Consider the following 24,688-nt stretch of genomic DNA (forward strand, 5'->3'; position numbering starts at 1 on the left):
GTCTGACTTCCCCTATGATTCCGGGCTGCCTGTTTTTCAAGAATAGGATGAAACTGGACGATTACCTCAACACTTCTGCAGTGGGACAGAATATATTGGACTATCAAAACCGAAAGGGGAGATAGAAGTGTCACAATCCAATTTGCCCAACATCACGCCAACGATTACGTTGACAAGAGATGACGCTATATCCCTGATTGTGGCTTCCATTGCTATGGAAGAGCTGGGGCTCAGTCATATATTGAATGCGGAAGGTGAGAAGCTTCAATATGTTCTAGGGACATTGCCTGGTGTATCCGGACCGCCCGCAACGATCAGCGATATCTTGGCTGTAAATGACAGCATTCGGAAAACGCTGCAAGAAACGGTCAATAAAGACTTTGTGCTGAGCAATAAGTTGGAATTGGCTTTGAATGCCACCAATCTAGTGGGTCCTACCGGTCCAATCGGCCCATCAGGCGGTGGTGATATACCAGTAGGTATGACGGGTGCAACAGGCTCAAAAGGTGCCACCGGAGCTACTGGCGAACCTGGGGCAATAGGTGCGACAGGCGGCACTGGAGCTACTGGTGCAACGGGTCCAACCGGAGCCACGGGGGCTAGCGGAACAACAGGCGCCACTGGCGGAACGGGTGCAACTGGAGCTACGGGTGCAACTGGAGCTACGGGAGCAAGTGGAGCAACAGGCGCGATCGGAGCAACCGGGGCAACAGGCGTGGGAGTCACGGGTCCAACCGGAGTCACGGGAGCCACAGGAGCCAGCGGAGCAACCGGTGAAACTGGAGCCACCGGAGCAACGGGAGCGACAGGTGTGGGAGTCACGGGTCCAACCGGAGTCACGGGAGCCACAGGAGCCAGCGGAGCAACCGGTGAAACTGGAGCCACCGGAGCAACGGGGGCGACAGGCGTGGGAGTCACGGGTCCAACCGGAGCTACGGGAGCCACAGGAACCAGCGGAGCAACCGGTGAAACCGGGGCCACCGGAGCAACGGGGGCGACAGGCGTGGGAGTCACGGGTCCAACCGGAGCTACGGGAGCCACAGGAACCAGCGGAGCAACCGGTGAAACCGGGGCCATCGGAGCAACGGGGGCGACAGGCGTGGGAGTCACGGGTCCAACCGGAGCTACGGGAGCCACAGGAACCAGCGGAGCAACCGGTGAAACCGGGGCCATCGGAGCAACGGGGGCGACAGGCGTGGGAGTCACGGGTCCAACCGGAGTCACGGGAGCCACAGGAACCAGCGGAGCAACCGGTGAAACCGGGGCCATCGGAGCAACGGGGGCGACAGGCGTGGGGGTCACGGGTCCAACCGGAGTCACGGGAGCAACAGGAGCCAGTGGAGCCACCGGGGCAAGCGGAGTAACAGGTGACACGGGAGCCACCGGCGGAACTGGTGCGACGGGAGCGACTGGAGCTACGGGCTCGGATGGAGCAACCGGAGCTACAGGTGATACCGGGGCCACTGGTGCAACAGGCGCGACGGGAGTAACCGGACCTACGGTGACCGCGAATAACCTAACGGTCTCAGATATCACCCCCGGAGGACACGTCATACCTAATGGCGGAAATCTTCTGTTTAACTCTGGTTTTTCAAATGGCACTGCCATTACCTCGGCTGCTACCTCTGGCGCGACCACTAGCGATATCACTTTAGCACCGAATCAGACGTATTCTGTTACCTATCAAGCAAATCCTAATATAGGTGCGTCTCCTGCAGGTTCAACAAACTATCAATTTACAATCTTTCCAACATTAAACGGTACAATAGCAGGCCCTAACCCCTCTCTCACCTATACTACAGGAATACCCGCTGGTACCGCTTTTCAAGCCTTCAGCGGGAGTGCGATAATTCAAACTGGTCCAACTACAGGAACGCTGGCCCTCGAAGTTGGCAGTGTTAACGCTGATGGTCCTTTCTCTATTAACTGGGCAAATGCTGGAATGAGTGTAGTCAAGCTTCAATAGAGGTTGCAGCGAGTTGAAGGGATCAAAACATCTACATCATGAAGGATCATTCCTCATGGTGTAGATTGTTTAATCCCCGGTTCTAAACTGGTTAAATCTCATGTAGGGGAGAGCCTATGGGAAATCCAAGCATATCCTTATGTATGATCGTACGCAATGAAAACATGCGCTTTTCAGGCCCAGACGTCAAATATGAAACCATGATTTCCCGAGTGGCGCAACAGGCGTAACAGGTCCTACCGGCCCGACCGTGACGGCGAATAATTTGGCCACTGTTAATACCACACCGCAGCCTGTTACATTTGATACACCCATTCCACTTGGAAATAATACTGTACAAGGTGGTAATGCCATTACGCATGTAGATGGAACGACGGATATTGTTTTGAATCCGAACCAAACGTATGAAGCTACCTATGTTGTAGGTCAGATAGCAGATGCACAAGGAAATGCTGGAGTTGGCTTATATTTGGATGGTCAGGGCATCGCGGGATCCGGTACATTTACACAAGGCTTTCCGCCTGGTAGTGTAGCTAATCTGAGTGGTTCGGCAATTTTCCAAACTACAACAACAAGCACTTTAACTTTGAACAGTTTTACAAATTCAACAGTCAATACTACCCGGGTAAATGTTGTTAAGCTGGCTTAACCTGAAATAGCACGATTGCCTGTCAGGCGGCGGTATGGGGCTGGGAGAGTACCAGCTTTCAGAGCTTTACGATCTTGAAGGGCGGTCATATGATCAAAGTAATGATCGAAGGTTTGATGTTCGGATGGAACAGCAGGGCGAAATGGATGACCCCTCGCTTGCGGCCCTTCTGTAGGAGTAAGAGCTCGAAAAAGTCTCTGCTAGCTTCCAGGAGTCCCTGGCCCGGAATGCAGCGCAGCTTCGAAATCGAACGACAGTAGTCGGACCTGAAAACAACGCAAATAGGACAGGGCAGCTCATTAGAGTTGTCCCTGTTGGTTAATAGCCCCTCAGACGTCAAATAAGAAGCCATGATTTCCCGAGTGGCGCAACAGGCGCCACAGGGGTGACCGGCACAACCGGCCCGACGGTGACGTTCAATAATTTGACGGCAGTAGTTGATCAAGGCCCATCCGGACCTTTCGTTGCTCCAAACCAATCAGTACCCCTTGACCGTGATACGTATTCCAGCGGAACGGCCATCCTTCACCCTGCCGGTTCACCTACGATCTTCCTGGCCCCGAATCAGCAGTACTATGTCTCATATAACACAAATATTGTTACAGAAACGGGTGCGGGCGGTACAGCTACGGGGATTTATTCTGCCGCTTTAGCTCTGGATGGCAACGGAATTCTCGGAACCCAAACAAATGTTAACCTTAGAGGAGTAACCGCTGACTCTGTGAATGTCGGAGGTTCATCCGTCATTCAGACCGGGGCGGGGGGAGGTGAGTTGACTCTTATTAACACGGGCACTGCTTCTAATACCTTTGCCAATACGGGGGTAACTGTGGTCAAGCTGGCTTAATAATAAAAGCGGCTGCTTTAACCGGCCCAGACGTCAAATATGGAACCATGATTTCCCGAGTGGTGCTACAGGCGTCACAGGGACAACCGGAGCAACGGGAGCGACCGGGGCCACAGGTCCTACCGGTCCAACAGTGACAGCGAATACTCTTACCGCTTTTACACCAAACGTCCTCACGCCTATTGGAGTAAATCAAGGGATTCCACTTGATAATAATTTTGTTTTAAGTGGTACGGCAATCTCGCATGCAACCGGATCACCGGATATCAATCTTAGTCCTAATCAGACTTATCAAGCCTGCTATAGTACGAAAGCGCTCGTTAATAGTGTCGGTGACATCGCAGTGGACTTTGTATTAAATGGAACAACCCGACTATTTGTTACTGGCGCAATTTCTGGCGATACGCCTGGTAAATATGTTACTTTGTCTGGCTGCACCATTTTTACGACGGGGACTCCCACGAATACCTTACAACTTGTGAATCTCAATAACCCGACAACATATGCTGAGACGACAGTAAGTGTGGTTAAACTGGCTTAACAGATCGAGCAGTCAGACACGCCACCCTTCAGACGGATATGGTCCTGGAGGGTGGCCGCTCCCGCTAATGAACTGTTATCGACACAGCGCTGCGCCAGCGAATTGGAGGCAGGATAAATTCGACACGTCAGCTGCTGTGATTAAAATTAATAACTGACGCAAATACGTGACGTCGGCAAAATTAAACTGCCCTTCGAGCTGAGATGCAGATCAGGTGGACGAGAGCCCCTCATGATCGCCGGAAAGCCTGGAATTACGGGATTTTCCGGCTGAGACGTCAAATATGAAACCATGATTTCCCGAGTGGCGCAACAGGCGTCACAGGAGCAACCGGGGTGACAGGAATGACGGGAGTGACAGGTCCTACCGGCCCGACGGTGACGGCAAATAATCTAAGTGCGTATCTGAGTAACCGTGTCAATGGCGTTAATAATGGCGCCACCATTATTTTCCCTAACATTCTCACCAATAATGGTACTGCCATCCAGTATGATCCGACGACAGGCAATGTTTCGCTGGCACCGAATCAAACTTATCAGGCAACGTACCTTGCTCGTCCCATTACTTCACCTAGTGGGGAGGCAGGAGCGGGGTTATATCTGGATAACGCTGTAATCAATGGCTCTGTTGCAAGAGTTCAACCTGTACCTGGTGCCACCACTCCCGATGGCATTGCCAATTTGAGCAGCACGGTTATTTTTAGTACAACATTATCCAGTACCTTAAATCTTAAAAGTATAAACCTGTCGGGGCAACCCAATGATTTTCTTAGTGCTAATATCAATGTCGTTAAGTTGAATTGACCTAAAATAGGATCGGGCTACCTAACGGGCAATGGCGGGGAGCTCATGTTTATAGAGGGCGGCTATATGATTTGACCGTGGCATGAAATCGAGAAACAGGTTCAAGGCTCAAGGAGAAATTTTTGAGACAGCTTGTACTAATCTGTTAAATACCGTAATAGAGCTAAATATAGAGACATGATTCAACCAAAACAGAACGGGTGGCTTAATCAATCTGGGGTCGGCACTCAACCGGCGTTAGCTTGTTCAGTTTTCTTTGAATTCTTTCATTTTTCCATTATAGAAGCAGGTAATGTATTCAAAAATCTTCTCCTTGGCTTTTTTTCCTGGTTTTGAAATTGTTCAGATCGACGATAAGCATCTATTGGTGCGGGCTAGTTCCCTTTCTCTAGTTGCCGTTTTACCCATCTTTCAAATCATGGGATAAACCAAACGTTAGTCTAACACTGCCGAAGGTGAAGGAGAATATATTGGACTATCCTACTGAAAGGAGAGGTTGTTATTGTCTCAAGCGAACCTGCCTAATATCACACCTACGATTACATTATCACGGGATGATGCCATATCATTAATCGTTGCCTCCATAGCCATGGAGGAACTGGGGCTTAGTCACATTCTGAATGCGGAAGGTGAGAAGCTTCAATATGTACTGGGAACCCTGCCTGGCGTGTCGGGACCTCCTGCAACGATCAGCGATATATTGGCTGTAAACGACAGCATCCGGAAAACGCTGCAGGAAACGGTCAATAAAGACTTTGTGCTGAGCAACAAATTGGAAACAGCCCTGTGCGCTACGAATATTGTGGGGCCGACGGGTCCCCCGGGACCTCCAGGGCCTCCGGGAGGACCAACCGGTCCGACAGGTCCGGCAGGGCCGACAGGAACGTGTCCAACATGTCCACCAGGTCCAACAGGACCCAAAGGTGATCCTGGTGCACCAGGCGCGACCGGCGCCACAGGTCCTACGGGTGCCACAGGTGCTACTGGAATCGGAGTGACAGGTCCTACAGGAGCTACGGGCGCGACAGGAGCCACGGGCTCAAGCGGAGCCACAGGCTCAAGCGGCGCGACAGGCTCGACTGGCGCGACAGGCTCTACCGGCGCAACAGGGTCTACAGGAGCAACAGGCCCCACCGGCGCGACAGGATCGACGGGAGCAACAGGATCGACGGGAGCAACAGGCTCTACCGGAGCGACAGGATCGACGGGAGCAACAGGCTCTACCGGAGCGACAGGTTCGACTGGAGCAACAGGATCGACTGGAGCGACAGGCTCTACCGGCGCAACAGGCTCTACCGGAGCGACAGGATCGACTGGAGCAACAGGCTCTACCGGAGCAACAGGATCGACTGGAGCGACAGGCTCTACCGGCGCAACAGGCTCTACCGGCGCAACAGGCTCTACCGGAGCGACAGGATCGACGGGAGCAACAGGATCGACTGGAGCGACAGGCTCTACCGGCGCAACAGGCTCTACCGGAGCGACAGGTTCGACGGGAGCAACAGGATCGACTGGAGCGACAGGCTCTACTGGCGCGACAGGATCGACGGGAGCAACAGGATCGACTGGAGCGACAGGCTCTACCGGAGCAACAGGGTCTACCGGAGCAACAGGTTCCACCGGCGCGACAGGCTCCACCGGAGCAACAGGCTCTACCGGAGCAACAGGGTCTACCGGCGCGACAGGCTCCACGGGAGCAACAGGCTCTACCGGAGCAACAGGATCAACTGGAGCGACAGGCTCTACCGGCGCGACAGGTTCGACTGGAGCAACAGGTTCCACCGGGGCAACGGGAGCAACCGGAGCAACGGGAGATACCGGGGCCACAGGAGCCACAGGCGCCACAGGAGCAACGGGCGCAACAGGCGCCACTGGAGCAACCGGCATGACTGGAGTGACTGGAGCTACAGGACCAGCTGTTGGGCAAAATTTCGTAAGAAGAAATTTGGATGCAAACCAAGGTGCCTCATCTGGTCAAGTAATCACCATTGGTGGAGTGGTTGAAGTAGGCGGCACGGCTATAACGAATCCGGATAATCAAACGATTCATCTGGCACCGAATCAAATTTATCAGGCCAGTTATGCTGTTTCGGCCACACCAAGTCCTGGTAGTAACAATACAGTGGCGGTAGGTTTCCTGGGGGTTGCTGGTTCAGGTACGATTGCTCAAGGTGTTGCAATCGGTTCTTTCGCCTCTCTAAGTAATACAGTTGTTTTTAATAGTAATTCATTACCGAATGGTGATCTACAGCTGGTAAATAATTCTCCAGGAACTGGGCTTACAGGAGTTCGGAATGTCCAAGTAAGCGTGGTAAAAGTGGCTTAACCTGTAGCATCTCGGCCACCACCCTTCAGGCGGACATGGTCCTGAAGGGTGGCTATACATCCATCATCCGCACATACACCAATCGTCCACGGGCACAACAGGTGTCACGGGGCGGAATAAGTGAACATAACATATGATCTTATATTTCTGATTTACGGCATAGAATATAGAAGGGGCTGGATAGACAAGTCTATCCTGTACAAGGCTGACCTTTATTAATGAAATCATTCATGTTGGTTTGAAACTTTGATTTCTCAACGTGACGGTTAATTAGATGATTGATTGAAGATTTCCAGCATAATATTTCTGATCATTCTGGCATCTTGTGGCCCGCGTTCTCTAAGCATGAACACGATTTCCTGAATAACGATATCATCGTTGAGAAGTTGTTCGTTCTCTTTTTCATATGTAAATAGCTGGTAGACCCCAACTTCCAGCACTTTGGCGATTTTCTCTAAATTCTTCAAAGAAACATTTCTCTCAGCACGTTCTACAAATCCTATGTAACTCGGATTAAACCCGGCCAATTCAGCCAACGCCTCTTGGGAATATCCCTTTGCTTTTCTTAGATCTCTAATTCGTGCCCCAACTAATTTTAAAATTTCAGACATCTTCACACCTCTCTTTAGTTAAGAGTCTAGAGAAAGGTTCAATTAGATTTAACATACTGATAATAAGTTAATTGAAAATAAAACTACTATATAGTAATATTTATTGTATATCTTGCCCCTTGGAAAGAAATTCATACATCTCTGTATTTGAAGAAGTGTAGTAATGAGGTGAATATTCGTTATTTCGGGAGGAATGAGGACCATGGATTTTCACTCCTTGATGGAGCACAGAACAGAGGTAACAAAGTTTAGAACACCCAAGGATCGTCGCCCAACACTTACATATCGCTTTCACAAGTTATCTCAATACCATATAGAACTTGCCATGATTTTGCATAATCATAACCAATCTTTACCCTGCCTGATCTTCTGCGACCGGGCTCTTACCTCCATGCTTGAAGCCTTATACATCACAACAAATAACAAACCTTTTCCGAAAAGGTCTTTTTCCATGGACGAGCTTCTGCATCTGCTGCATTCCGAAGCTTCTCCCGCATTGGATGTGGTCATTTTTATCGGGACTGTTCAATATTTGGCTTCTAATCTGGAAAGAGAGCAGATCGTTAAAATGAAGAAAAAAAACGTCAACCGCTTGTTAAGAAGGACCGATGAGGTCCTGTATCTTTTGTCAACCAGGATTACAGATGATCCATCAAAGCACTATCAATCCATTTTCTGAATGGAGCGGCACATGGGGCACACTTTAACAAGGATTGGCCGTAAAATCCGGCAATATCGGAAATGGAAAGGATTGACGCAGGAGCAGCTTGCGGAGTTGGTCGGCATCAACTTCACCCAGATCGGCAAAATCGAACGTGGAGAATATAACGTCAAAATACAAACGCTTGAAAAAATAGCGAATGCTCTTGGAGTCCGCTTATCCGAGCTGATTTCCCACGGGGATTATAAAGGCATCGATATGAGCGACACGGTTTTAGAAGCTGTGGCTCTGTTACTGGAGCAAAGCAAGACGGATCAACGCAAGGCGGTTGAGATTCTCAAAGTCATGTTCGGTACATAACAGACCTTTCAATTTCTCAAGAGCAGCGTACTCCGGTAAAATTGGACAAGCAACTGATCCAGTTCCTGGGATTTTTGCAGTACCTCCGGTGCAAGGAAGCCTTTGTCATTCGCCAGTATCACCAATTCGCGTCTTTTCTGTTCGATTTCCTGCTTCAGATTCTCCATGGTCTTCTCCCTTTTCAGCATCGCATATTTAGCGGAATGAAAAAAAGAACAGCCTGTACACTCGATAAGACTATTCTTTGCTGGTCATTTGGCTGATCCGTCGGCTGCTTCTTATCGTAAGCTCACAGAAGGGGAAAAGATGAAGCAAGAGTTCAGCGCTGTTGGAAAGGACTGGGATGGTTCATTCGACGGATGATGATTTGATTATACAAAATAGTCTGCTAACAGACAATATAACAATATTATTGTCCATATACATACCTGAATTATTCAGCTCCATTTGTCTACACTTTAGTTAATAATAGAGACAATGGAGCGTGTACATGGAGCAAACTTTAAAAAGGATCGGCCGTAGAATCCGGGCATTTCGGAAATTAAAAGGATTGACGCAGGAGCAGCTTGCGGAGTTGGTAGGCACTAATTTTTCCTACATCGGCAAAATTGAACGTGGTGAATATAACGTCAAAATACAAACACTCGAAAAAATAGCGAATGCGCTTGGAGTCCGCTTATCCGCGCTGCTATCCCTCAGTGAATATAAAGGCATCGATATGAGCGACATGGTTATAGAAGCCGCGGCCCTGTTAATGGAGCAAAGCGAGACGGATCAACGCAAGGCGCTCGAAATTCTCAAAATTATGTTCCGTTCGTAGCTGGGAAGGTCTCTTTTTGTTAGTTTAACAATGAGTTTACAAGCGGAGTTTTGTCATGTATGCTTGTGCTCAAATCACTAAAAGGGGGCTGAACGTATGAACGACGACCGATTAGACCGTATGGAAGAAATGCTTGGAACACTCATCAAAATGGTTGGGGAAAACAATAGCAGACTGGATACGGTCGACAGTAGACTGGATAAAATCGACAGTAAATTGGATAAAGTTGAAAACAGACTGGAAGCAATTGAAGCAGATGTACGAGATGTTAAGATTAATGTAAATGCACTGATTCAAGGGCAAGAAAGGCAAGACCGTATTCTTGAAATACTCTCCGTAAAATCCGTTGAAACGGAATCCTATATTCTGGATTTTAAACGAAAATTGTAGTGAAGCCCACTCATTCCAAATCACGAGTGGGTTTTTTTGTGCCCAAAAAAGCATTCCAGGCCGGCCTCGGACATTGTTGCATTCCCGTTCCGTATTTAATAAATGAAGTGATGGCGAACGTATGTCCCGAATAGATTGTACTAATTTGCTAAATCCCCTAATAGACTAGAAATAGGACCCCAGACGTCAAATAAAGGTGTTTTGTCACTCCAAGCTATTTTTAATGTGCGTATGGAGGGCCTGAACAGTCGAAAAGCATCACGCATGCAAAGGGGCTGATAAACGCCGTGAATGGTACCAAGATCGGTCTATTCGGTGCCATCTACCTGCGTATCTCGCGTGACAAGGGAGAGGACGAGGACACTTTGCAGAATCACCGTGAGATCATGTTTGAATTTTGCCGTGAGCAGGGCTGCAGGGTTGAAGTGTATGAAGAGATTGTCAGTGGCGGCAGGCACGAGCTGGAGGCGCGTCCCCAGCTTCAGAAGCTGATTGATAACGTTGAACGTTATCAAGCCATATTCGCCATTTCGCTGGACCGGCTTTCACGCAACGGATTGGTATCGCAGCACATCAAGCAGCTGTGCATAGATCACGATATCAAGATCATCACCCCCTCGCAGACGTTTGACTTGTCCAATTCACAAGAGGACCGTGTGCTGTATGATGTAAGCTCGATGTTAGCCGCGATGGAATACGAGATGATGGGCCGGAGGAACAAGGTCAATAAAATGCAGCGCGCCCGGCGCGGGGAGCATATTAGCGGCAGCCCGGCATACGGTTACAGACGGAACCAGGCAACCAGGCGGCTTGAGATTTATGAGCCTGAAGCTGAAGTGGTGCGGTACATATTCAAGCTGTATCGTGAAGGCCTGGGCAGCCGCAGGATTGTGGATATGTTGAACCTGGAGGGCTATAAGCCGAAGCGGGCAGATGTTTTCCAGCCGCCCACGGTGATGAGGATCATTAGGAATCCGGTCTACAAGGGAACCATAGTCTATCACAATCGTAAGCGAGTCAAACAACACGGCAAATACACTTACAAAATACTCGATACCATTGTCACAGACCATGCCCATACGGCCATCATAGCTCCGGAGCAATGGGAGCAAGCCAATCGGGAAAGGATGGAGCGAGGCTTGAAGAGCTGGAGATTGCGGGAAAAGCCCGCCGTCAGGTTAGGAACTGCGATGCTGAAGGACTTGCTGTTCTGCGGCGTGTGCGGAAGAAAGCTGGCGTTCAGAAGGGCAAGAAGCGGTAATTATTTTATCAAGGGTTGCAGCTACCGTTTGCCTGAAAGTACGGAGAGGTGCAATAATCGCGGGATGAAGCTGTCTTTTATGGAAGAAGAGGTAGTGATGAAGGTTCAGACTTACAGAGGGCGGCTGCGGGAAGAACTGGAGCTTCTGCATCAGGATGAGTTGTCGGCCGCCGGTTCGGATCTTCAGAAACGCATGGACCGCGTGGAGCAGCAGCTTCATGAGTGCGATCAGCAGCAGGGCAAATTGATCGAACTTGCGGTGAAGGGAGTCTTTACCGAGGATGAGTTGAGGATGAAGAAAGAGGCTCTGATGAGCCGGCAGCAAGCCTTGCAGCGGACTCAAGAGGAGCTTCTCCAACAAATGCAGGCCATGGAAATGGCTGCTCATTCAGAGAGGCTGGACGGTATCCTTAAACTGCTTGATGATTTTACATACCAGACTGCGGAAGAACAGAACGAGACTTTGAAGCAATTTATTAAACGGATCTACTACACAAGAATCATCCCGGAAGATCTCAGCAAGAAATCCACATGGGAAAGAGAACGCCAGGAATACCCGTTCAGTTATACCATCGAATATTTTTAGGCCGGTTTATGAAGCCCTTTAGACGTCAAATAAGAAGCCATGATTTGCAATGTCTTCACTTATGAATAGTTATAGCCCGTGATTCTCGCTGCTCCCTGCGTGTTGCATGGAATCGGACGGCCTTTCTCCTCATACACTGTACTACAACACAAGGGGAGGAGCAGCAGCATGGGGGAACACAAGGGACATGTACAGCATAAGAATGTTATCAGACCGAAAGGACAAGGTGTGGAACTGAATAAACCTGATATTCATTTAATGGCACATGCATTCATCAATTTATACGTGAAGACCGCCGGACGCCAAACGGTGAAGGCAGACCATTGCCAGCATAAGCAAGCACCCCCTTGGCAGGGCTGGTAACATTCCCTCTTCCCGGGCATAAGCTATTAAAGATAACAACACACAGAACCGTTGGCAGCTTGAGCGGTTATCGTATCTTGATTAAGGAGAGATTGCCGAATGTCCCGGGAGTTAATAACGATCGCCATCCTGGCCAAGGATAAAGCGCATGCTTTACCCCTGTATTTAAATATGATTGAACAGCAGACTTACCCCTCCTCAAGCATCAATCTCTATATCCGGACGAACAACAATAATGATGAAACGGCCGAAATGTTGAAAGCATGGGTCGACCGGGTGAAGCACCTTTATCATGAGGTCAGCTTCGACGACAGCGATGTGGAAGAGCCGGTGCAGGACTACGCTCCTCATGAGTGGAACGCTATTAAGTTTAAAGTATTGGGAAGGATCCGGCAGGAATCCATACAGTGGGCGCTGGACAGAGGCACGCATTATTTTGTGGCAGACTGCGACAATTTCATCGCACCGGACACGGTTGAAAGCCTGTTGGATACGGGAATGCCGGTGATCGGCCCTTTCTTGAGAAACGCTGATGTCCTGGAAAGCACCTATTCCAATTATCATCACAGGGTTGATGCGAACGGATATTTAGAAGTGAACACCCAGTACTATGATATTTTTTCCGGAGAGGTCAAAGGATTGATCCAGGTGGATGTCATTCATTGTACGTATTTCATTCGCCAGGAAGTTCTGAAATATGTGCAATACGACGATGAGAGCTACCGCTATGAGTACGTGATCTTCAGCGACGGATTGAGAAAAGCCGGGGTTCCTCAATATATTGACAACCGGCGCTGTTACGGGGGGATTACCTTCGTTGATACGGCTCAGGACTTTGCGGAGAAGAATATTGAACAGCATTTCTACCACCTTGCAGGTTTGCCGGAAAAGGCGGATACCCGCAGCTGAAGAAACAGGCCGAGGGGATACGGTCCTGAACTGAAACGAGCTGCTCGAACAGAAACGAGTGTCCAAAAAAAGTCCGCATCATGGTGCTCCCCATGATGCGGTTTTTTTCGAGTTCTTCCGGTTCTATCAGCAACACCTGATCGAGAAGAGGTGCACCTATTTTTTAATAATGAGACAAAGCCGGGCGTTTGCCTAACACTGCCGAAAGTGAGGTCGAATATGTTGGATTATCAAAAGTGAAAGGGGAGGTATGTGTGTCTCAAGCCAATCTGCCTAATATTACGCCAACGATCACAATTACAAGAGATGATGCCATATCATTAATCGTCGCCTCAATAGCGATGGAAGAGCTGGGGCTCAGTCATATATTGAATGCGGAAGGTGAGAAGCTTCAGTATGTACTGGGGACATTGCCTGGTGTATCCGGACCGCCCGCAACGATCAGCGATATATTGGCTGTAAATGAAAGCATTCGGAAAACGCTTCAAGAAACGGTCAATAAAGACTTTGTGCTAAGCAACAAATTGGAAATGGCTTTGACAGCCACCAATCTTGTGGGTCCTACGGGTCCAACTGGCCCATCAGGTGGTGGTGAATTACCGGTAGGTATAACGGGAGCAACAGGTTCGATAGGTGCGACCGGTTCGTCCGGAGCAACGGGTCCAACCGGAGCTACTGGTGGAACTGGAGCATCAGGCGCTCCTGGTCCAACGGGTCCGACAGGAGCGCCTGGTTTATCTGCGTATCAACTCTGGCTTCTGCTTGGATATACAGGAACGACTCAGGAGTTCATTGACAGCCTGAAAGGAGCAACGGGCGCAGCAGGTCCGACAGGCGCAGCCGGAACTGCGGGGCCAGCCGGTGCAACTGGGGCAACGGGAATAGGAGTAACAGGTCCTACCGGTGCAACTGGGTCGACAGGTGACACGGGAGCGACCGGAGCAACGGGAGACGCCGGAGCAACAGGCTCGACCGGCGCGACAGGAGCAACGGGGGACACGGGAGCAACGGGTGCAACGGGAGTGGGGATAACAGGCCCAACCGGAGCCACTGGAGCGACAGGTGACACGGGAGCGACAGGTGCGACTGGTGCAACAGGTGCGACAGGTGACGCGGGAGCGACCGGTGCGACAGGTGACGCGGGAGCGACCGGAGCAACGGGAGACACCGGCGCAACAGGCTCGACCGGCGCGACAGGAGCAACCGGAGCGACGGGAGCAACCGGGGACACCGGGGCAACCGGAGCAACCGGGGACACGGGAGCAACGGGAGCAACCGGGGACACGGGAGCAACGGGAGCAACCGGGGACACGGGAGCGACAGGTGCGACTGGTGCAACAGGTGCGACAGGTGACGCGGGAGCGACAGGTGCGACAGGTGACGCGGGAGCGACAGGAGCAACGGGAGACACCGGCGCAACAGGCTCGACCGGCGCGACAGGAGCAACCGGAGCGACGGGAGCAACCGGGGACACGGGAGCAACGGGAGCAACCGGGGACACGGGAGCAACAGGAGACACGGGAGCAACAGGAGCGACAGGTGACACGGGAGCAACAGGAGCAACTGGGGACACGGGAGCAACAGGAGCAACTGGGGACACCGGGGCAACAGGAGCAACCGGTGACACGGGAGCAATAGGAGCAACCGGGGACACCGGGGCAACAGGAGCAACCGGGGACACGGGAGCAATAGGAGCAACCGGGGACACCGGGGCAACCGGAGCAACCGGTGACACGGGAGCAACAGGAGCGACAGGTGACACGGGAGCAACAGGAGCGACAGGTGACACGGGAGCAACAGGAGCAACTGGGGACACCGGGGCAACAGGAGCAACCGGTGACACGGGAGCAACAGGAGCAACTGGGGACACGGGAGCAACCGGAGCAACTGGGGACACGGGAGCAACAGGAGCAACCGGTGACACGGGAGCAACGGGAGACACCGGTGCCACTGGAGCCACAGGTGATACCGGTGTAACAGGTCCGACTGGTCCGACGGTAACCGCGAACAATTTGACGGCTACTAACGATACATTTAGAGGTGTTGTAGTAGCTGCAGGCACTCCAGGCGGTTCTGTACCTCTTTTCGGCACTTCTTTCCAAGGGACAGCAATTCAACATGCTAATGGTTCCCCCACTATTACCTTGGCCCCGAACCAGACCTATTATGCCTCCTATAACACGAATGTGTATACACCGGTTCCAGCAGTTTATGCTGCAGCACTCGCACTGAATGGCGCTGAACTTGGAGGAACACAATCAAACGCTAACGTGACTAGTCCGCCTGGCGATCCAGTCAATGCAGCAGCGGCTCTCTCGGGAGGACGTGTTATAACCACTGGTGCGGCGACCGCTGATTTGACGCTGATAAGCGCATCGCCAACTGTCTCCACCAGCTTTGCCAATGTTGGGGTATCAGTTATTAAGTTGGCTTAATTAAGCATAATTTTAGTTCCCCTTCGGACGTTTATACCGTTCCGAAGGGTATCTTTTACATTGTTTCTTCATAGACATAACGTTTGAAGGTCATCCGCAGAACTGAGGCTTGTTATATGAATTCTATGTTGGTCTAAGACAGGCCGTCATAGAATACAATAGAATGACATATAAATTGAGATCACACATACACATTCCTGAACGAGGGATTTATCCGTACTTGGTGTAAAGAGGTGAGTTATGGATCAACCAAGCATTTCGTTATGCATGATCGTCAGGAACGAGAGGAAATATCTTCCGAAATGCCTCAGCAGCGTCCAGCACATTGTGGATGAGATCATTATTGTGGATACCGGATCCACGGACGACACGGTGGCGATTGCCAAGGCCTTCGGGGCCAAAGTCATCGAGATGCCGTGGCAGGACAGCTTCGCGGATGCCCGTAACCGGAGCTTCGATGAGGCGACAGGAGACTGGATTCTCTGGCTGGACGCCGATGAAGAGATGGATGAGAATGAAGCCGAGAAGCTCAAGGAGCTGCTGAGCAGGGATGCCGTCCGTGAACAGCGGATCGAGGGTATTCAATTTGTGTTCTGCAATCACCTTGAAGGGGGAGGCGTTGAGTACAATTACCTGCATCGGTTGGTTCGGAACCGACCGGAATACCGCTTTGAAGGCAGGATTCACGAACAGATTCTGCCCAATATGCTGAAGTTCGACCCTGGTCTGCAGCTTGGACAGGTGGATATTCATGTTCATCATTACGGTTATCTGGCCCAAAATGTAATCGATCAGGATAAAATCCGCCGCAATATCACGCTGCTTCAGCAATCCATGGCGGAGTATCCGGAATATTCGCATTATTATTATTATTTGAGCGTTGAGCTGTACAGAATTAATGATTTGGAGGAAGCTCTCCGCCACATCAATGTATTTTTGAACAGGGCGGAAGCTGATACTGGAAAGGCGCTGTTAGCCAGTGCGCATAAATACAGGCTCATTATGCTGGCAGATCTGATGCGTTACGATGACCTGATCCGCTGCAGTGAGGAGAGTATATCTAAATTCCCCGGATTCACGGACTTATATCACCTGAGCGCGGCTGGCTATCAGTCACTGGGGAAAACCGGCAAGGCCATGGAGCTGTTACGGAAAGCGCTAAGCATGGGTCCCTCTGAGGAGGGGTATCCGAGCGTAGCCGGACACGGCACTTTTTTAACGTGCCGGGACCTCGGGCAGTTGTGCGCATCCGTCGGGAACTCAAAGGACGCGGACTTGTATTTTACACTGGCGAGTGTCATGACTGGCGATGCGAGGATCATCTTCCAAGAGCCTCGGGTTTCTTAAGATTGCAGAAAATATAAATCATCCGGATACCATGGCAGGACAGCTTCGCGGACGCCCGCAACCGGAGCTTCGATGAAGCGACAGGGGACAGCTGAGTAAAGCCAAAGCATTCCACGCCAACCTTCACACGTTAACACGTTCCTGAAGGGTGGTCACTTCCATTTATCCCCTAGCTCAGGTTGCATCCCAACCGGATTGCACTTGAGTGCTATGTTCTTTCTTGAGCACCTCCCCATTGGATTGGTCGTCCCCTTATCTCCATGTTTACAGAAATCCACTCTTTGGCATATGTGATGGCGTGGCGTTGGCGTCCGGTCTTTATTCGCATTCGGCGAACAGGTCAGACGTGTCGGAAGTATACTTGCAGTGAACAAACCAATGTTCTTGTATTTCTGCATCAGTCATAGAATATAGCAGTGGGGAGTAAGGCTCAACCGGTCCAACAATAACGGCGAATAATTTAGCTACATAAATACTAGAAACAGCGAAGTTGTTCCAGGAGAAGGAGGCATACCTCTTAATATTAATGAAATTTCCATAAATCTTACTTCATGAAACGCATCCTGGTGATTAAGGACGATTTCCAAATCAAAGGATGATCGGAATGAATAATCAAGAAGAGCGTAAGGAATATTTGGAGCGGCTGAGACAAATTCAAATTCTGGTGGAACGTATGTTGACTAGTATGAGCAAAAATGAAATGGGGACCAATCATAACCACACGGAAGGAAGGGGAGGGCCTGACTTCATCTTCGAAATTGAATTGAGATTGCACAGCATTTATAAACAATTGAACGTTTTGGAGAAAGAAGTTGGAGGAATGGCAAGTCAGGTCGATCACCCAGGTAAGGCTCGAAAGAAACCAGGCCCCAAACCCAAAGGAGGAATCAAAAGACACTATACCGTAACCATGCCGGAACAAGATTGGGATATCATCGATAACATGATTAAGGAAGGCCGTTTTAGATATGTTTCAGATTATTTTCGATTTTTGCATCGCTCTTTCATCCGAAGTCAAAAATAACCGGTATTGCGTTGCTTGAAAAAAAACGAGTGTCAAAAAAAAGTCCGCATCATGTTGCTCCTTATGATATGGACTTTTTTTTGGGTTTCTTCCGGTTCTATCAGATACACCTGATAGAAAGGGTTGCACCTATTTTTCAAAAATGGGACAAAACCATACGTTTGCCTATCACTACAGACAATGAGGGGGAATATGTTGGATTATCAAAGGTGAAAGGAGAGGTATGCGTGTCTCAAGCCAATCTGCCTAATATTACGCCAACGATCACTCTATCAAGAGATGATGCCATATCATTAATCGTCGCCTCGATAGCGATGGAAGAATTGGGGCTCAGTCACATATTGAACGCGGAAGGCGAGAAGCTTCAATATGTACTGGGGACTCTGCCTGGTGTATCAGGACCACCTGCAACGATCAGTGATATCTTGGCTGTAAATGACAGCATTCGGAAAACGCTTCAAGAAACGGTCAATAAAGACTTTGTGCTGAGCAACAAATTGGAAACAGCTCTGGATGCTACCAATCTTGCAGGGCCAACCGGTCCTCCGGGGCCTCCAGGACCTCCAGGAGGACCAACCGGTCCGGCAGGCGCGACGGGCTCAGCGGGAGCCACAGGAGCGACGGGTCCGGCAGGGCCGCCAGGAACGTGTCCAACATGTCCAACAGGACCCAAAGGTGATCCTGGTGAACCAGGAGCGACCGGCGCGACAGGTCCTACGGGAACCACAGGTGCTACTGGAATCGGAGTGACAGGTCCTACAGGAGCCACGGGCGCGACAGGAGCCACGGGTTCAAGCGGAGCCACAGGCTCAAGCGGCGCGACCGGCGCAACAGGTTCCACGGGAGCAACAGGTTCCACGGGAGCAACAGGTTCCACCGGAGCAACAGGTTCCACGGGAGCAACAGGATCTACCGGCGCAACAGGATCTACCGGCGCAACAGGTTCCACGGGAGCAACAGGATCTACCGGCGCAACAGGATCTACCGGCGCAACAGGATCTACCGGCGCAACAGGATCTACCGGCGCAACAGGTTCCACGGGAGCAACAGGATCTACCGGCGCAACAGGATCTACCGGCGCAACAGGTTCCACGGGAGCAACAGGATCCACGGGAGCCACAGGATCTACCGGCGCGACAGGTTCCACGGGAGCCACAGGATCCACGGGAGCCACAGGATCTACCGGCGCGACAGGATCTACTGGCGCGACAGGTTCGACGGGAGCAACAGGTTCCACCGGCGCAACAGGTTCTACCGGCGCGACAGGAGCAACTGGGGACGCCGGAGCCACGGGAGCAACAGGTTCGACGGGAGCAACTGGAGACACCGGAGCCACGGGAGCGACCGGAGCAACCGGAGCAACCGGAGACACTGGAGCCACGGGAGCGACAGGTTCGACAGGAGCAACCGGAGACACCGGAGCCACGGGAGCGACAGGTTCGACGGGAGCAACCGGAGACACCGGAGCCACGGGAGCGACCGGCTCGACGGGAGCAACCGGAGACACTGGAGCCACGGGAGCGACAGGTTCGACGGGAGCAACCGGAGACACCGGAGCCACGGGAGCGACCGGCTCGACCGGAGCAACCGGGGACACAGGAGCAACCGGAGCCACGGGAGTGACCGGCCCAACCGGCCCAACGGTAACCTCGAACAATTTGACGGCAGTAGTTGATCAAGGCGCATCCGGACCTTTGGTTGCTCCAGGTCAAGCCATACCGCTTGACCATAATACGTTTTCCAGTGGAACGGCCATCACTCACCCTAACGGTTCCCCTACGATCTTCCTGGCCCCCAATCAGCAGTACTCTGTCTCATATAACACAAATATTGTTACAGAAACTGGTGGGGGCGGTACAGCTACAGGGATTTATTCTGCCGTTTTAGCTCTGGATGGCGTCGGACTTCTCGGAACCCAAACAAACGTTAACCTTAGGGGAGTAACTGCTGACAGCGTGAATGTCGGAGGTTCATCCGTCATTCAGACCGGGTCGGGAGGAGGCGAGTTGACCCTTCTTAACCAGGGCACTGCTTCTAATACCTTTGCTAATACGGGTATAACTGTGATCAAGCTGGCTTAATAAATGATAAAATCTTGGCCACCCTTCAGGCGTTATACACCTCTGCTGAAGGGTGGCTGATCTCATTTCAAGACCGTCCGGAGAATTGCGGCTTGTAATATGAATCCTGTGTTGGTCTGAGACGGGCCGTCATAGAATACAATAGAATGACAGGTATTTTGAGACTGCACATAACCGATTCCTGAGCGAGGGATTTATCCGTATTTATAGTAAAGAGGTGGGTTGGCATGGAGAAACCAAGCATCTCGTTATGTATGATCGTCAGGAACGAGGAAAAATATCTTCCGCAATGTCTCAGGAGCGTCCAGCGTATTGTAGATGAGATCATAATTGTGGATACCGGTTCCACCGACGATACTGTGGCGATTGCACAGGCGTACGGGGCCAAAGTGATTCAGATGCCGTGGCAAGGCAGCTTTGCGGACGCCCGCAACCGGAGCTTCGATGAAGCGACAGGGGACTGGATTCTCTGGTTGGATGCCGATGAAGAGATGGATGTGGAAGAAGCCGGCAAGCTCAAGGAACTGCTGACCCGTGGTGAGGCCAGTGAGCCTGGAATAGAGGGCCTTCTATTGGTGGTCAGCAACCTCTATGAAGGCGGACTGGAGTACAATTCTCTGCTCCGAATGGTACGGAACCGGCCGCAGTACCGCTTTGAAGGAAGAATTCACGAGCAGATTCTCCCCAATATGCTGAAATTCACTCCGGACCTGACAATCGGTCAGATTGACATTCATGTCTACCATCATGGGTATCTGCCCCAAAATATTGCCGATAAGGATAAAATACGCCGTAATACCACGCTGCTTCGTCAAGCGATGTTGGAACAGCCGGATGCAGAGCATTATTTATACTTTTTGGGCGTTGAGTTATTCCGAAGCAGAGATTTAAAGGGGGCACTCGATCATTTTAATGAATTTTTGAGCAAGCAGGGCGATTTTGGAATACCCCTACTGTCCAATGCGCACAAATACAGGCTCGGAATCCTGGCGGACATGGGGCGTTACGACGATCTGGTCCGGCACAGTACGGACAGCATTGCTCAATTTCCCGGATTCACGGATTTGTATCATCTACAGTCCATCGGTTACGTGGGTCTGGGGGAAATTGACAAGGCCATCCGTTCATTGCAGCAGGCGCTCAAGACGGGTCCGGCCGAGCAGGGATACCCCTCCATCGTGGGATTCGGGACTTATTTAACATGCCGGGATCTCGGCTTATTGTTCGAATCAGCTGATAAACCGGAGGAAGCGGACATCTGTTTTACGCTGGCGGCTCTGAAGGTTGACAATAGGAGGATGACCGTGAGCAGCTGAGTAAAATAAAAAAAGAGGGGCATCCGTCTCGAATTTCTAATGGCAGATGTCTCTTTTTAGTTTTTCAGTGACCTATGATCATTTGGGAGTTTTGTCATTATTGATGTTTCAAACGGTTAAGCTCTAACTCATTTTGAGACGCTTTATGAAAAGTAAATTCTACGTCTGTTTTAATCTCATCCAGTTTCTTGTTGATAATTTCCAGTATGGCACCAATGTCTTCTGGTTGACTCTCAACCAACAGATTTAACTTATGGTCCATTTTTTCAAGTTTATCGTGTACAGATGCAAACTCATGGTCCACTTTTTCAAGTTGATCATGTATAGGTGCAAGTTTTTGATCCAACAGTTGCTCGATTGCTTTTAGGAATTCTTCATTCACATTATCACTCTCCCATATGATCAGTATAGCATGCGTCTATGCATTATCGAAGTCACTGTTTTTTTACACTTCATCTTGAACACCTCCCCATTGGATGGCTCAGCCCCTTATTTCCGCGTTCACAGAAATCCACTCTTTGGCGATATCATAGAGATATTATACATATGCGGACGGCGTTGACGTCCGGTCTTTATTCGCATCCTGCGAACAGATCGGACGTGTCGGAAGTATACTTCCAGTGAACAAACCAATGTTCTTATCTTTCTGCGCCGGTCATAGAATATAGAAATGGGCCTTCAGACGTTTACGATTCTGGAGAGGTGGACACATCTAGACAAACCTTTCCTTAAAGCCTTAATAGCTTCATGAAACGCATCCTGGTGATTAAGGGCAATTTCCAAATCGAAGGATGATCGGAATGAACAGTCAAGAAGAGCGTAAGGAATATTTGAAGCAGTTGAGAAACATTCAAATCATGGTGGAGCATATGTTGACTAGCATGAGCGAAAATGAAATGGGAGCAAATCATGACCACACCGAGGAAAGGGAACGGCTTGATTTCACCTTCGATAATGAATGGAGACTGCACAGCATTTATAAACAACTGAACGACTTGGAGAAAGAAGTCAGAGGATTGGCAAGTCAGATCGATCACCAAGGCAAGGTTCGAAAGAAACCTGGCCCCAAGCCCAAGGGGGGCATCAAAAGACACTATACCGTAACTCTGCCCCAGCAAGATTGGGACATCATCGATAACATGATTCAGGAAGGCCGTTTTAGATATGTTTCAGATTATTTTCGCTTCCTGCATCGCTCTTTCACCCAAAGTCAAAAGTAATCGGTATTGCGTTGTTTGAAAAAAACGAGTGTCAAAAAAGTCCGCATCATGGTGCTTCTCATGATGCGGGCTTTTTTTAGTTTCTTCCGGTTCTATCAGAAACCTGGTCAAGAAAGCTTTCGTTTAGCGCAGATAGGCATGGTGGAGCAGGCTAGTCTCTTTTTCGGCGTCCGTTCCATCCATTTTTCAAAAGTATGACCAAAACAGGTGTTCAACTAACACTACCGAGAATGTGAGAGAATATGTTGGATTATCAAAGGTGAAGGGAGATGTATAAATGTCTCAAGCCAATCTGCCTAATATTACGCCAACGATCACAATTACAAGAGATGACGCCATATCCTTGATCGTCGCATCGATCGCGATGGAAGAGCTGGGGCTCAGTCATATTTTGAATGCGGAAGGCGAGAAGCTTCAATATGTACTGGGGACATTGCCAGGTGTATCAGGACCGCCCGCAACGATCAGCGATATATTGGCTGTAAACGACAGCATTCGGAAAACGCTTCAAGAAACGGTCAATAAAGACTTTGTACTGAGCAACAAATTGGAAACAGCCCTGTGCGCTACGAATATTGTGGGGCCAACCGGTCCTCCGGGACCTCCAGGACCTCCAGGGGGACCAACCGGTCCGGCAGGCGCGACAGGTCCAGCGGGAGCCACAGGAGCGCAGGGTCCGGCAGGGCCGCCAGGAACGTGTCCAACATGTCCAACAGGACCCAAAGGTGATCCTGGTGCACCAGGAGCGACCGGCGCGACAGGTCCTACGGGAGCCACGGGTGCTACTGGAATCGGAGTGACAGGTCCTACAGGAGCTACGGGCTCAAGCGGAGCCACAGGCTCAAGCGGCGCGACCGGCGCGACAGGTTCCACGGGAGCAACAGGCTCCACCGGCGCGACAGGTTCCACGGGAGCAACAGGCTCCACCGGCGCGACAGGTTCCACGGGAGCAACAGGCTCCACCGGCGCGACAGGTTCCACGGGAGCAACAGGCTCCACCGGCGCGACAGGTTCCACGGGAGCAACAGGCTCCACCGGCGCGACAGGTTCCACGGGAGCAACAGGCTCCACCGGCGCGACAGGTTCCACGGGAGCAACAGGTTCCACCGGCGCAACAGGTTCCACGGGAGCAACAGGCTCCACCGGCGCGACAGGATCTACCGGCGCAACAGGTTCCACGGGAGCAACAGGCTCCACGGGAGCAACAGGATCTACCGGCTCGACAGGAGCAACCGGGGACACCGGAGCCACGGGAGCGACAGGTTCGACGGGAGCAACCGGAGACACCGGAGCCACGGGAGCGACCGGCGCGACAGGAGCAACCGGGGACGCCGGAGCCACGGGAGCGACAGGTTCGACGGGAGCAACCGGAGACACCGGAGCCACGGGAGCGACCGGCGCGACAGGAGCAACCGGGGACGCCGGAGCCACGGGAGCGACAGGTTCGACGGGAGCAATCGGAGACACCGGAGCCACGGGAGCGACCGGTGCAACAGGAGCGACAGGAGCCACCGGGGACACCGGGGCCACGGGAGCGACCGGAGCAACAGGAGCAACCGGAGACACCGGAGCCACGGGAGCGACCGGAGCAACAGGAGCCACCGGAGACACCGGCGCGACAGGAGCAACTGGGGCGACAGCACCAGCAGTATTACAAAATTTCCTGTCTGCCTATCAAGTCGCTGCGCAAACGGCACAGTTTGGTCAGCCACTAAGTCTCGTCAATACACGAGCTTCGTCGTCTGGATCTGCGATTACACATCCAAACAATACTGACTTCCTGCTTGCCCCTAACCAGTCATACTACGTAACGTATACTGCGACAACTCCGTTAATTACTAATACAGGTTCATTTTCGGGATCATTGGCACTGTTTGAAAATGGGGCAGCGATTCCTGGAACACAATCCGTTGCGACAGGAGTAGCAAATGGAAATGCTACACTGGCAGGTGGTGCCATTATTAGTACTGGAGCCACAACATCTACTCTAACTTTAAATGACACCAACTCTAACGCGGCTGCTTCGCAATATTCTAATGCTAACGTGAACATTATCAAACTCATGTAATTGCGCATGTTTGCACCCTTGTGAAATCATGCCTTTCGTATTGACGGCGCTATCCGAATGGGCACGTTTCCGCAGGAAACAGTGGAGTTGCAACAAGTCATTGC

General features: G+C 51.0%; 23 protein-coding genes. 20 read left to right on the forward strand and 3 right to left on the reverse strand.

The features are described 5' to 3' along the window. Positions 1-127 precede the first annotated feature (127 nt). The 6 genes from ACI1P2_RS08135 (at position 128) to ACI1P2_RS08160 (ending at position 7,132) form a co-directional block, all read left to right on the forward strand. Positions 128-1,966: a beta strand repeat-containing protein gene (locus ACI1P2_RS08135; protein WP_355318588.1), complete on the forward strand. Its 1,839-nt coding sequence runs from the start codon at positions 128-130 to the stop codon at positions 1,964-1,966. Positions 1,967-2,216: 250 nt separating this feature from the next. After that, the gene (locus ACI1P2_RS08140) at positions 2,217-2,615 is read left to right on the forward strand and encodes a hypothetical protein (RefSeq protein ID WP_355318590.1); all 399 of its coding nucleotides are present in this window, start codon (positions 2,217-2,219) and stop codon (positions 2,613-2,615) included. 385 nt (positions 2,616-3,000) lie between these two features. Continuing rightward, positions 3,001-3,462, forward strand: coding sequence for a hypothetical protein (locus tag ACI1P2_RS08145; RefSeq protein ID WP_408976170.1), 462 nt, complete (start codon positions 3,001-3,003; stop codon positions 3,460-3,462). A 133-nt stretch (positions 3,463-3,595) separates the two neighbouring features. Then, positions 3,596-4,003 carry a hypothetical protein gene (locus ACI1P2_RS08150; RefSeq protein WP_355318594.1) on the forward strand — a complete coding sequence of 136 codons (408 nt, stop codon included), beginning with the start codon at positions 3,596-3,598 and terminating at the stop codon, positions 4,001-4,003. A 335-nt stretch (positions 4,004-4,338) separates the two neighbouring features. Then, positions 4,339-4,806 carry a hypothetical protein gene (locus ACI1P2_RS08155; RefSeq protein WP_355318596.1) on the forward strand — a complete coding sequence of 156 codons (468 nt, stop codon included), beginning with the start codon at positions 4,339-4,341 and terminating at the stop codon, positions 4,804-4,806. A gap of 502 nt (positions 4,807-5,308) precedes the next feature. Further along, positions 5,309-7,132: a hypothetical protein gene (locus ACI1P2_RS08160; protein WP_408976171.1), complete on the forward strand. Its 1,824-nt coding sequence runs from the start codon at positions 5,309-5,311 to the stop codon at positions 7,130-7,132. A 266-nt stretch (positions 7,133-7,398) separates the two neighbouring features. On the opposite strand, the gene ACI1P2_RS08165 is transcribed toward ACI1P2_RS08160, so the two are convergent. Further along, positions 7,399-7,743 carry a helix-turn-helix domain-containing protein gene (locus tag ACI1P2_RS08165; RefSeq protein ID WP_355318597.1) on the reverse strand — a complete coding sequence of 115 codons (345 nt, stop codon included), beginning with the start codon at positions 7,741-7,743 and terminating at the stop codon, positions 7,399-7,401. A 451-nt stretch (positions 7,744-8,194) separates the two neighbouring features. Here ACI1P2_RS08165 and ACI1P2_RS08170 point away from each other — a divergent pair, with 451 nt between their 5' ends. Further along, positions 8,195-8,422, forward strand: coding sequence for a hypothetical protein (locus ACI1P2_RS08170; protein ID WP_355318598.1), 228 nt, complete (start codon positions 8,195-8,197; stop codon positions 8,420-8,422). A gap of 12 nt (positions 8,423-8,434) precedes the next feature. After that, positions 8,435-8,764, forward strand: a complete 330-nt coding sequence (locus ACI1P2_RS08175; protein ID WP_355318599.1) for a helix-turn-helix domain-containing protein — start codon at positions 8,435-8,437, stop codon at positions 8,762-8,764. Between the two features lie 8 nt (positions 8,765-8,772). Here the strand turns inward: ACI1P2_RS08175 and ACI1P2_RS08180 are convergent, their stop codons facing one another. Then, positions 8,773-8,931: an aspartyl-phosphate phosphatase Spo0E family protein gene (locus tag ACI1P2_RS08180; protein ID WP_355318601.1), complete on the reverse strand. Its 159-nt coding sequence runs from the start codon at positions 8,929-8,931 to the stop codon at positions 8,773-8,775. Between the two features lie 323 nt (positions 8,932-9,254). On the opposite strand from ACI1P2_RS08180, the gene ACI1P2_RS08185 reads away from it, so the two are divergent. The 10 genes from ACI1P2_RS08185 to ACI1P2_RS08230 all read left to right on the forward strand — a co-directional run bounded on the left by ACI1P2_RS08185 (position 9,255) and on the right by ACI1P2_RS08230 (position 21,296). Beyond that, the gene (locus tag ACI1P2_RS08185; RefSeq protein ID WP_355318603.1) at positions 9,255-9,584 is read left to right on the forward strand and encodes a helix-turn-helix domain-containing protein; all 330 of its coding nucleotides are present in this window, start codon (positions 9,255-9,257) and stop codon (positions 9,582-9,584) included. Between the two features lie 96 nt (positions 9,585-9,680). Continuing rightward, a complete protein-coding gene (locus ACI1P2_RS08190; protein WP_355318605.1) occupies positions 9,681-9,974 on the forward strand; it encodes a hypothetical protein in 294 nt (97 codons plus the stop codon). 287 nt (positions 9,975-10,261) lie between these two features. After that, positions 10,262-11,821 carry a recombinase family protein gene (locus ACI1P2_RS08195; protein ID WP_355318607.1) on the forward strand — a complete coding sequence of 520 codons (1,560 nt, stop codon included), beginning with the start codon at positions 10,262-10,264 and terminating at the stop codon, positions 11,819-11,821. Between the two features lie 168 nt (positions 11,822-11,989). Then, positions 11,990-12,184, forward strand: coding sequence for a hypothetical protein (locus tag ACI1P2_RS08200; RefSeq protein ID WP_355318609.1), 195 nt, complete (start codon positions 11,990-11,992; stop codon positions 12,182-12,184). 99 nt (positions 12,185-12,283) lie between these two features. Further along, entirely contained in the window at positions 12,284-13,093 is an 810-nt protein-coding gene (locus tag ACI1P2_RS08205) for a hypothetical protein (RefSeq protein WP_355318611.1), read from the forward strand. 254 nt (positions 13,094-13,347) lie between these two features. Further along, positions 13,348-15,528 carry a beta strand repeat-containing protein gene (locus tag ACI1P2_RS08210; RefSeq protein WP_355318613.1) on the forward strand — a complete coding sequence of 727 codons (2,181 nt, stop codon included), beginning with the start codon at positions 13,348-13,350 and terminating at the stop codon, positions 15,526-15,528. A 240-nt stretch (positions 15,529-15,768) separates the two neighbouring features. Beyond that, positions 15,769-16,875, forward strand: coding sequence for a glycosyltransferase family 2 protein (locus tag ACI1P2_RS08215; RefSeq protein WP_355318615.1), 1,107 nt, complete (start codon positions 15,769-15,771; stop codon positions 16,873-16,875). A 604-nt stretch (positions 16,876-17,479) separates the two neighbouring features. Beyond that, positions 17,480-17,899, forward strand: a complete 420-nt coding sequence (locus tag ACI1P2_RS08220) for a hypothetical protein (protein ID WP_355318617.1) — start codon at positions 17,480-17,482, stop codon at positions 17,897-17,899. 227 nt (positions 17,900-18,126) lie between these two features. Then, on the forward strand, positions 18,127-19,980 hold the full coding sequence (locus ACI1P2_RS08225) for a collagen-like protein (protein ID WP_355318619.1): 1,854 nt from the start codon (positions 18,127-18,129) through the stop codon (positions 19,978-19,980). A 227-nt stretch (positions 19,981-20,207) separates the two neighbouring features. Then, complete coding sequence (locus ACI1P2_RS08230) at positions 20,208-21,296, forward strand: glycosyltransferase family 2 protein (RefSeq protein WP_355318620.1); 1,089 nt, start codon at positions 20,208-20,210, stop codon at positions 21,294-21,296. A 97-nt stretch (positions 21,297-21,393) separates the two neighbouring features. Here ACI1P2_RS08230 and ACI1P2_RS08235 read toward each other — a convergent pair whose 3' ends face one another. Next, entirely contained in the window at positions 21,394-21,678 is a 285-nt protein-coding gene (locus ACI1P2_RS08235; protein ID WP_355318622.1) for a hypothetical protein, read from the reverse strand. Positions 21,679-22,096: 418 nt separating this feature from the next. Here ACI1P2_RS08235 and ACI1P2_RS08240 point away from each other — a divergent pair, with 418 nt between their 5' ends. Then, complete coding sequence (locus ACI1P2_RS08240; RefSeq protein WP_355318624.1) at positions 22,097-22,516, forward strand: hypothetical protein; 420 nt, start codon at positions 22,097-22,099, stop codon at positions 22,514-22,516. A gap of 277 nt (positions 22,517-22,793) precedes the next feature. Next, complete coding sequence (locus tag ACI1P2_RS08245; RefSeq protein ID WP_355318626.1) at positions 22,794-24,584, forward strand: collagen-like triple helix repeat-containing protein; 1,791 nt, start codon at positions 22,794-22,796, stop codon at positions 24,582-24,584. Positions 24,585-24,688: the final 104 nt, after the last annotated feature.

Origin of the sequence: Paenibacillus jiangxiensis (assembly GCF_046098255.1) — a bacterium.
Classification (GTDB): domain Bacteria; phylum Bacillota; class Bacilli; order Paenibacillales; family Paenibacillaceae; genus Paenibacillus; species Paenibacillus jiagnxiensis.

What these genes read in the sequence shown, in the direction of transcription:
- ACI1P2_RS08170 (WP_355318598.1), top strand. Translation starts at nt 8,195, where the DNA reads ATGGACGAGCTTCTGCATCTGCTGCATTCCGAAGCTTCTCCCGCATTG.
- ACI1P2_RS08185 (WP_355318603.1), top strand. Translation starts at nt 9,255, where the DNA reads ATGGAGCAAACTTTAAAAAGGATCGGCCGTAGAATCCGGGCATTTCGG.
- ACI1P2_RS08240 (WP_355318624.1), top strand. Translation starts at nt 22,097, where the DNA reads ATGAACAGTCAAGAAGAGCGTAAGGAATATTTGAAGCAGTTGAGAAAC.
- ACI1P2_RS08220 (WP_355318617.1), top strand. Translation starts at nt 17,480, where the DNA reads ATGAATAATCAAGAAGAGCGTAAGGAATATTTGGAGCGGCTGAGACAA.
- ACI1P2_RS08180 (WP_355318601.1), bottom strand. Translation starts at nt 8,931, where the DNA reads ATGGAGAATCTGAAGCAGGAAATCGAACAGAAAAGACGCGAATTGGTG.
- ACI1P2_RS08175 (WP_355318599.1), top strand. Translation starts at nt 8,435, where the DNA reads ATGGGGCACACTTTAACAAGGATTGGCCGTAAAATCCGGCAATATCGG.
- ACI1P2_RS08200 (WP_355318609.1), top strand. Translation starts at nt 11,990, where the DNA reads ATGGGGGAACACAAGGGACATGTACAGCATAAGAATGTTATCAGACCG.
- ACI1P2_RS08165 (WP_355318597.1), bottom strand. Translation starts at nt 7,743, where the DNA reads ATGTCTGAAATTTTAAAATTAGTTGGGGCACGAATTAGAGATCTAAGA.
- ACI1P2_RS08205 (WP_355318611.1), top strand. Translation starts at nt 12,284, where the DNA reads ATGTCCCGGGAGTTAATAACGATCGCCATCCTGGCCAAGGATAAAGCG.
- ACI1P2_RS08230 (WP_355318620.1), top strand. Translation starts at nt 20,208, where the DNA reads ATGGAGAAACCAAGCATCTCGTTATGTATGATCGTCAGGAACGAGGAA.
- ACI1P2_RS08190 (WP_355318605.1), top strand. Translation starts at nt 9,681, where the DNA reads ATGAACGACGACCGATTAGACCGTATGGAAGAAATGCTTGGAACACTC.
- ACI1P2_RS08215 (WP_355318615.1), top strand. Translation starts at nt 15,769, where the DNA reads ATGGATCAACCAAGCATTTCGTTATGCATGATCGTCAGGAACGAGAGG.
- ACI1P2_RS08245 (WP_355318626.1), top strand. Translation starts at nt 22,794, where the DNA reads ATGTCTCAAGCCAATCTGCCTAATATTACGCCAACGATCACAATTACA.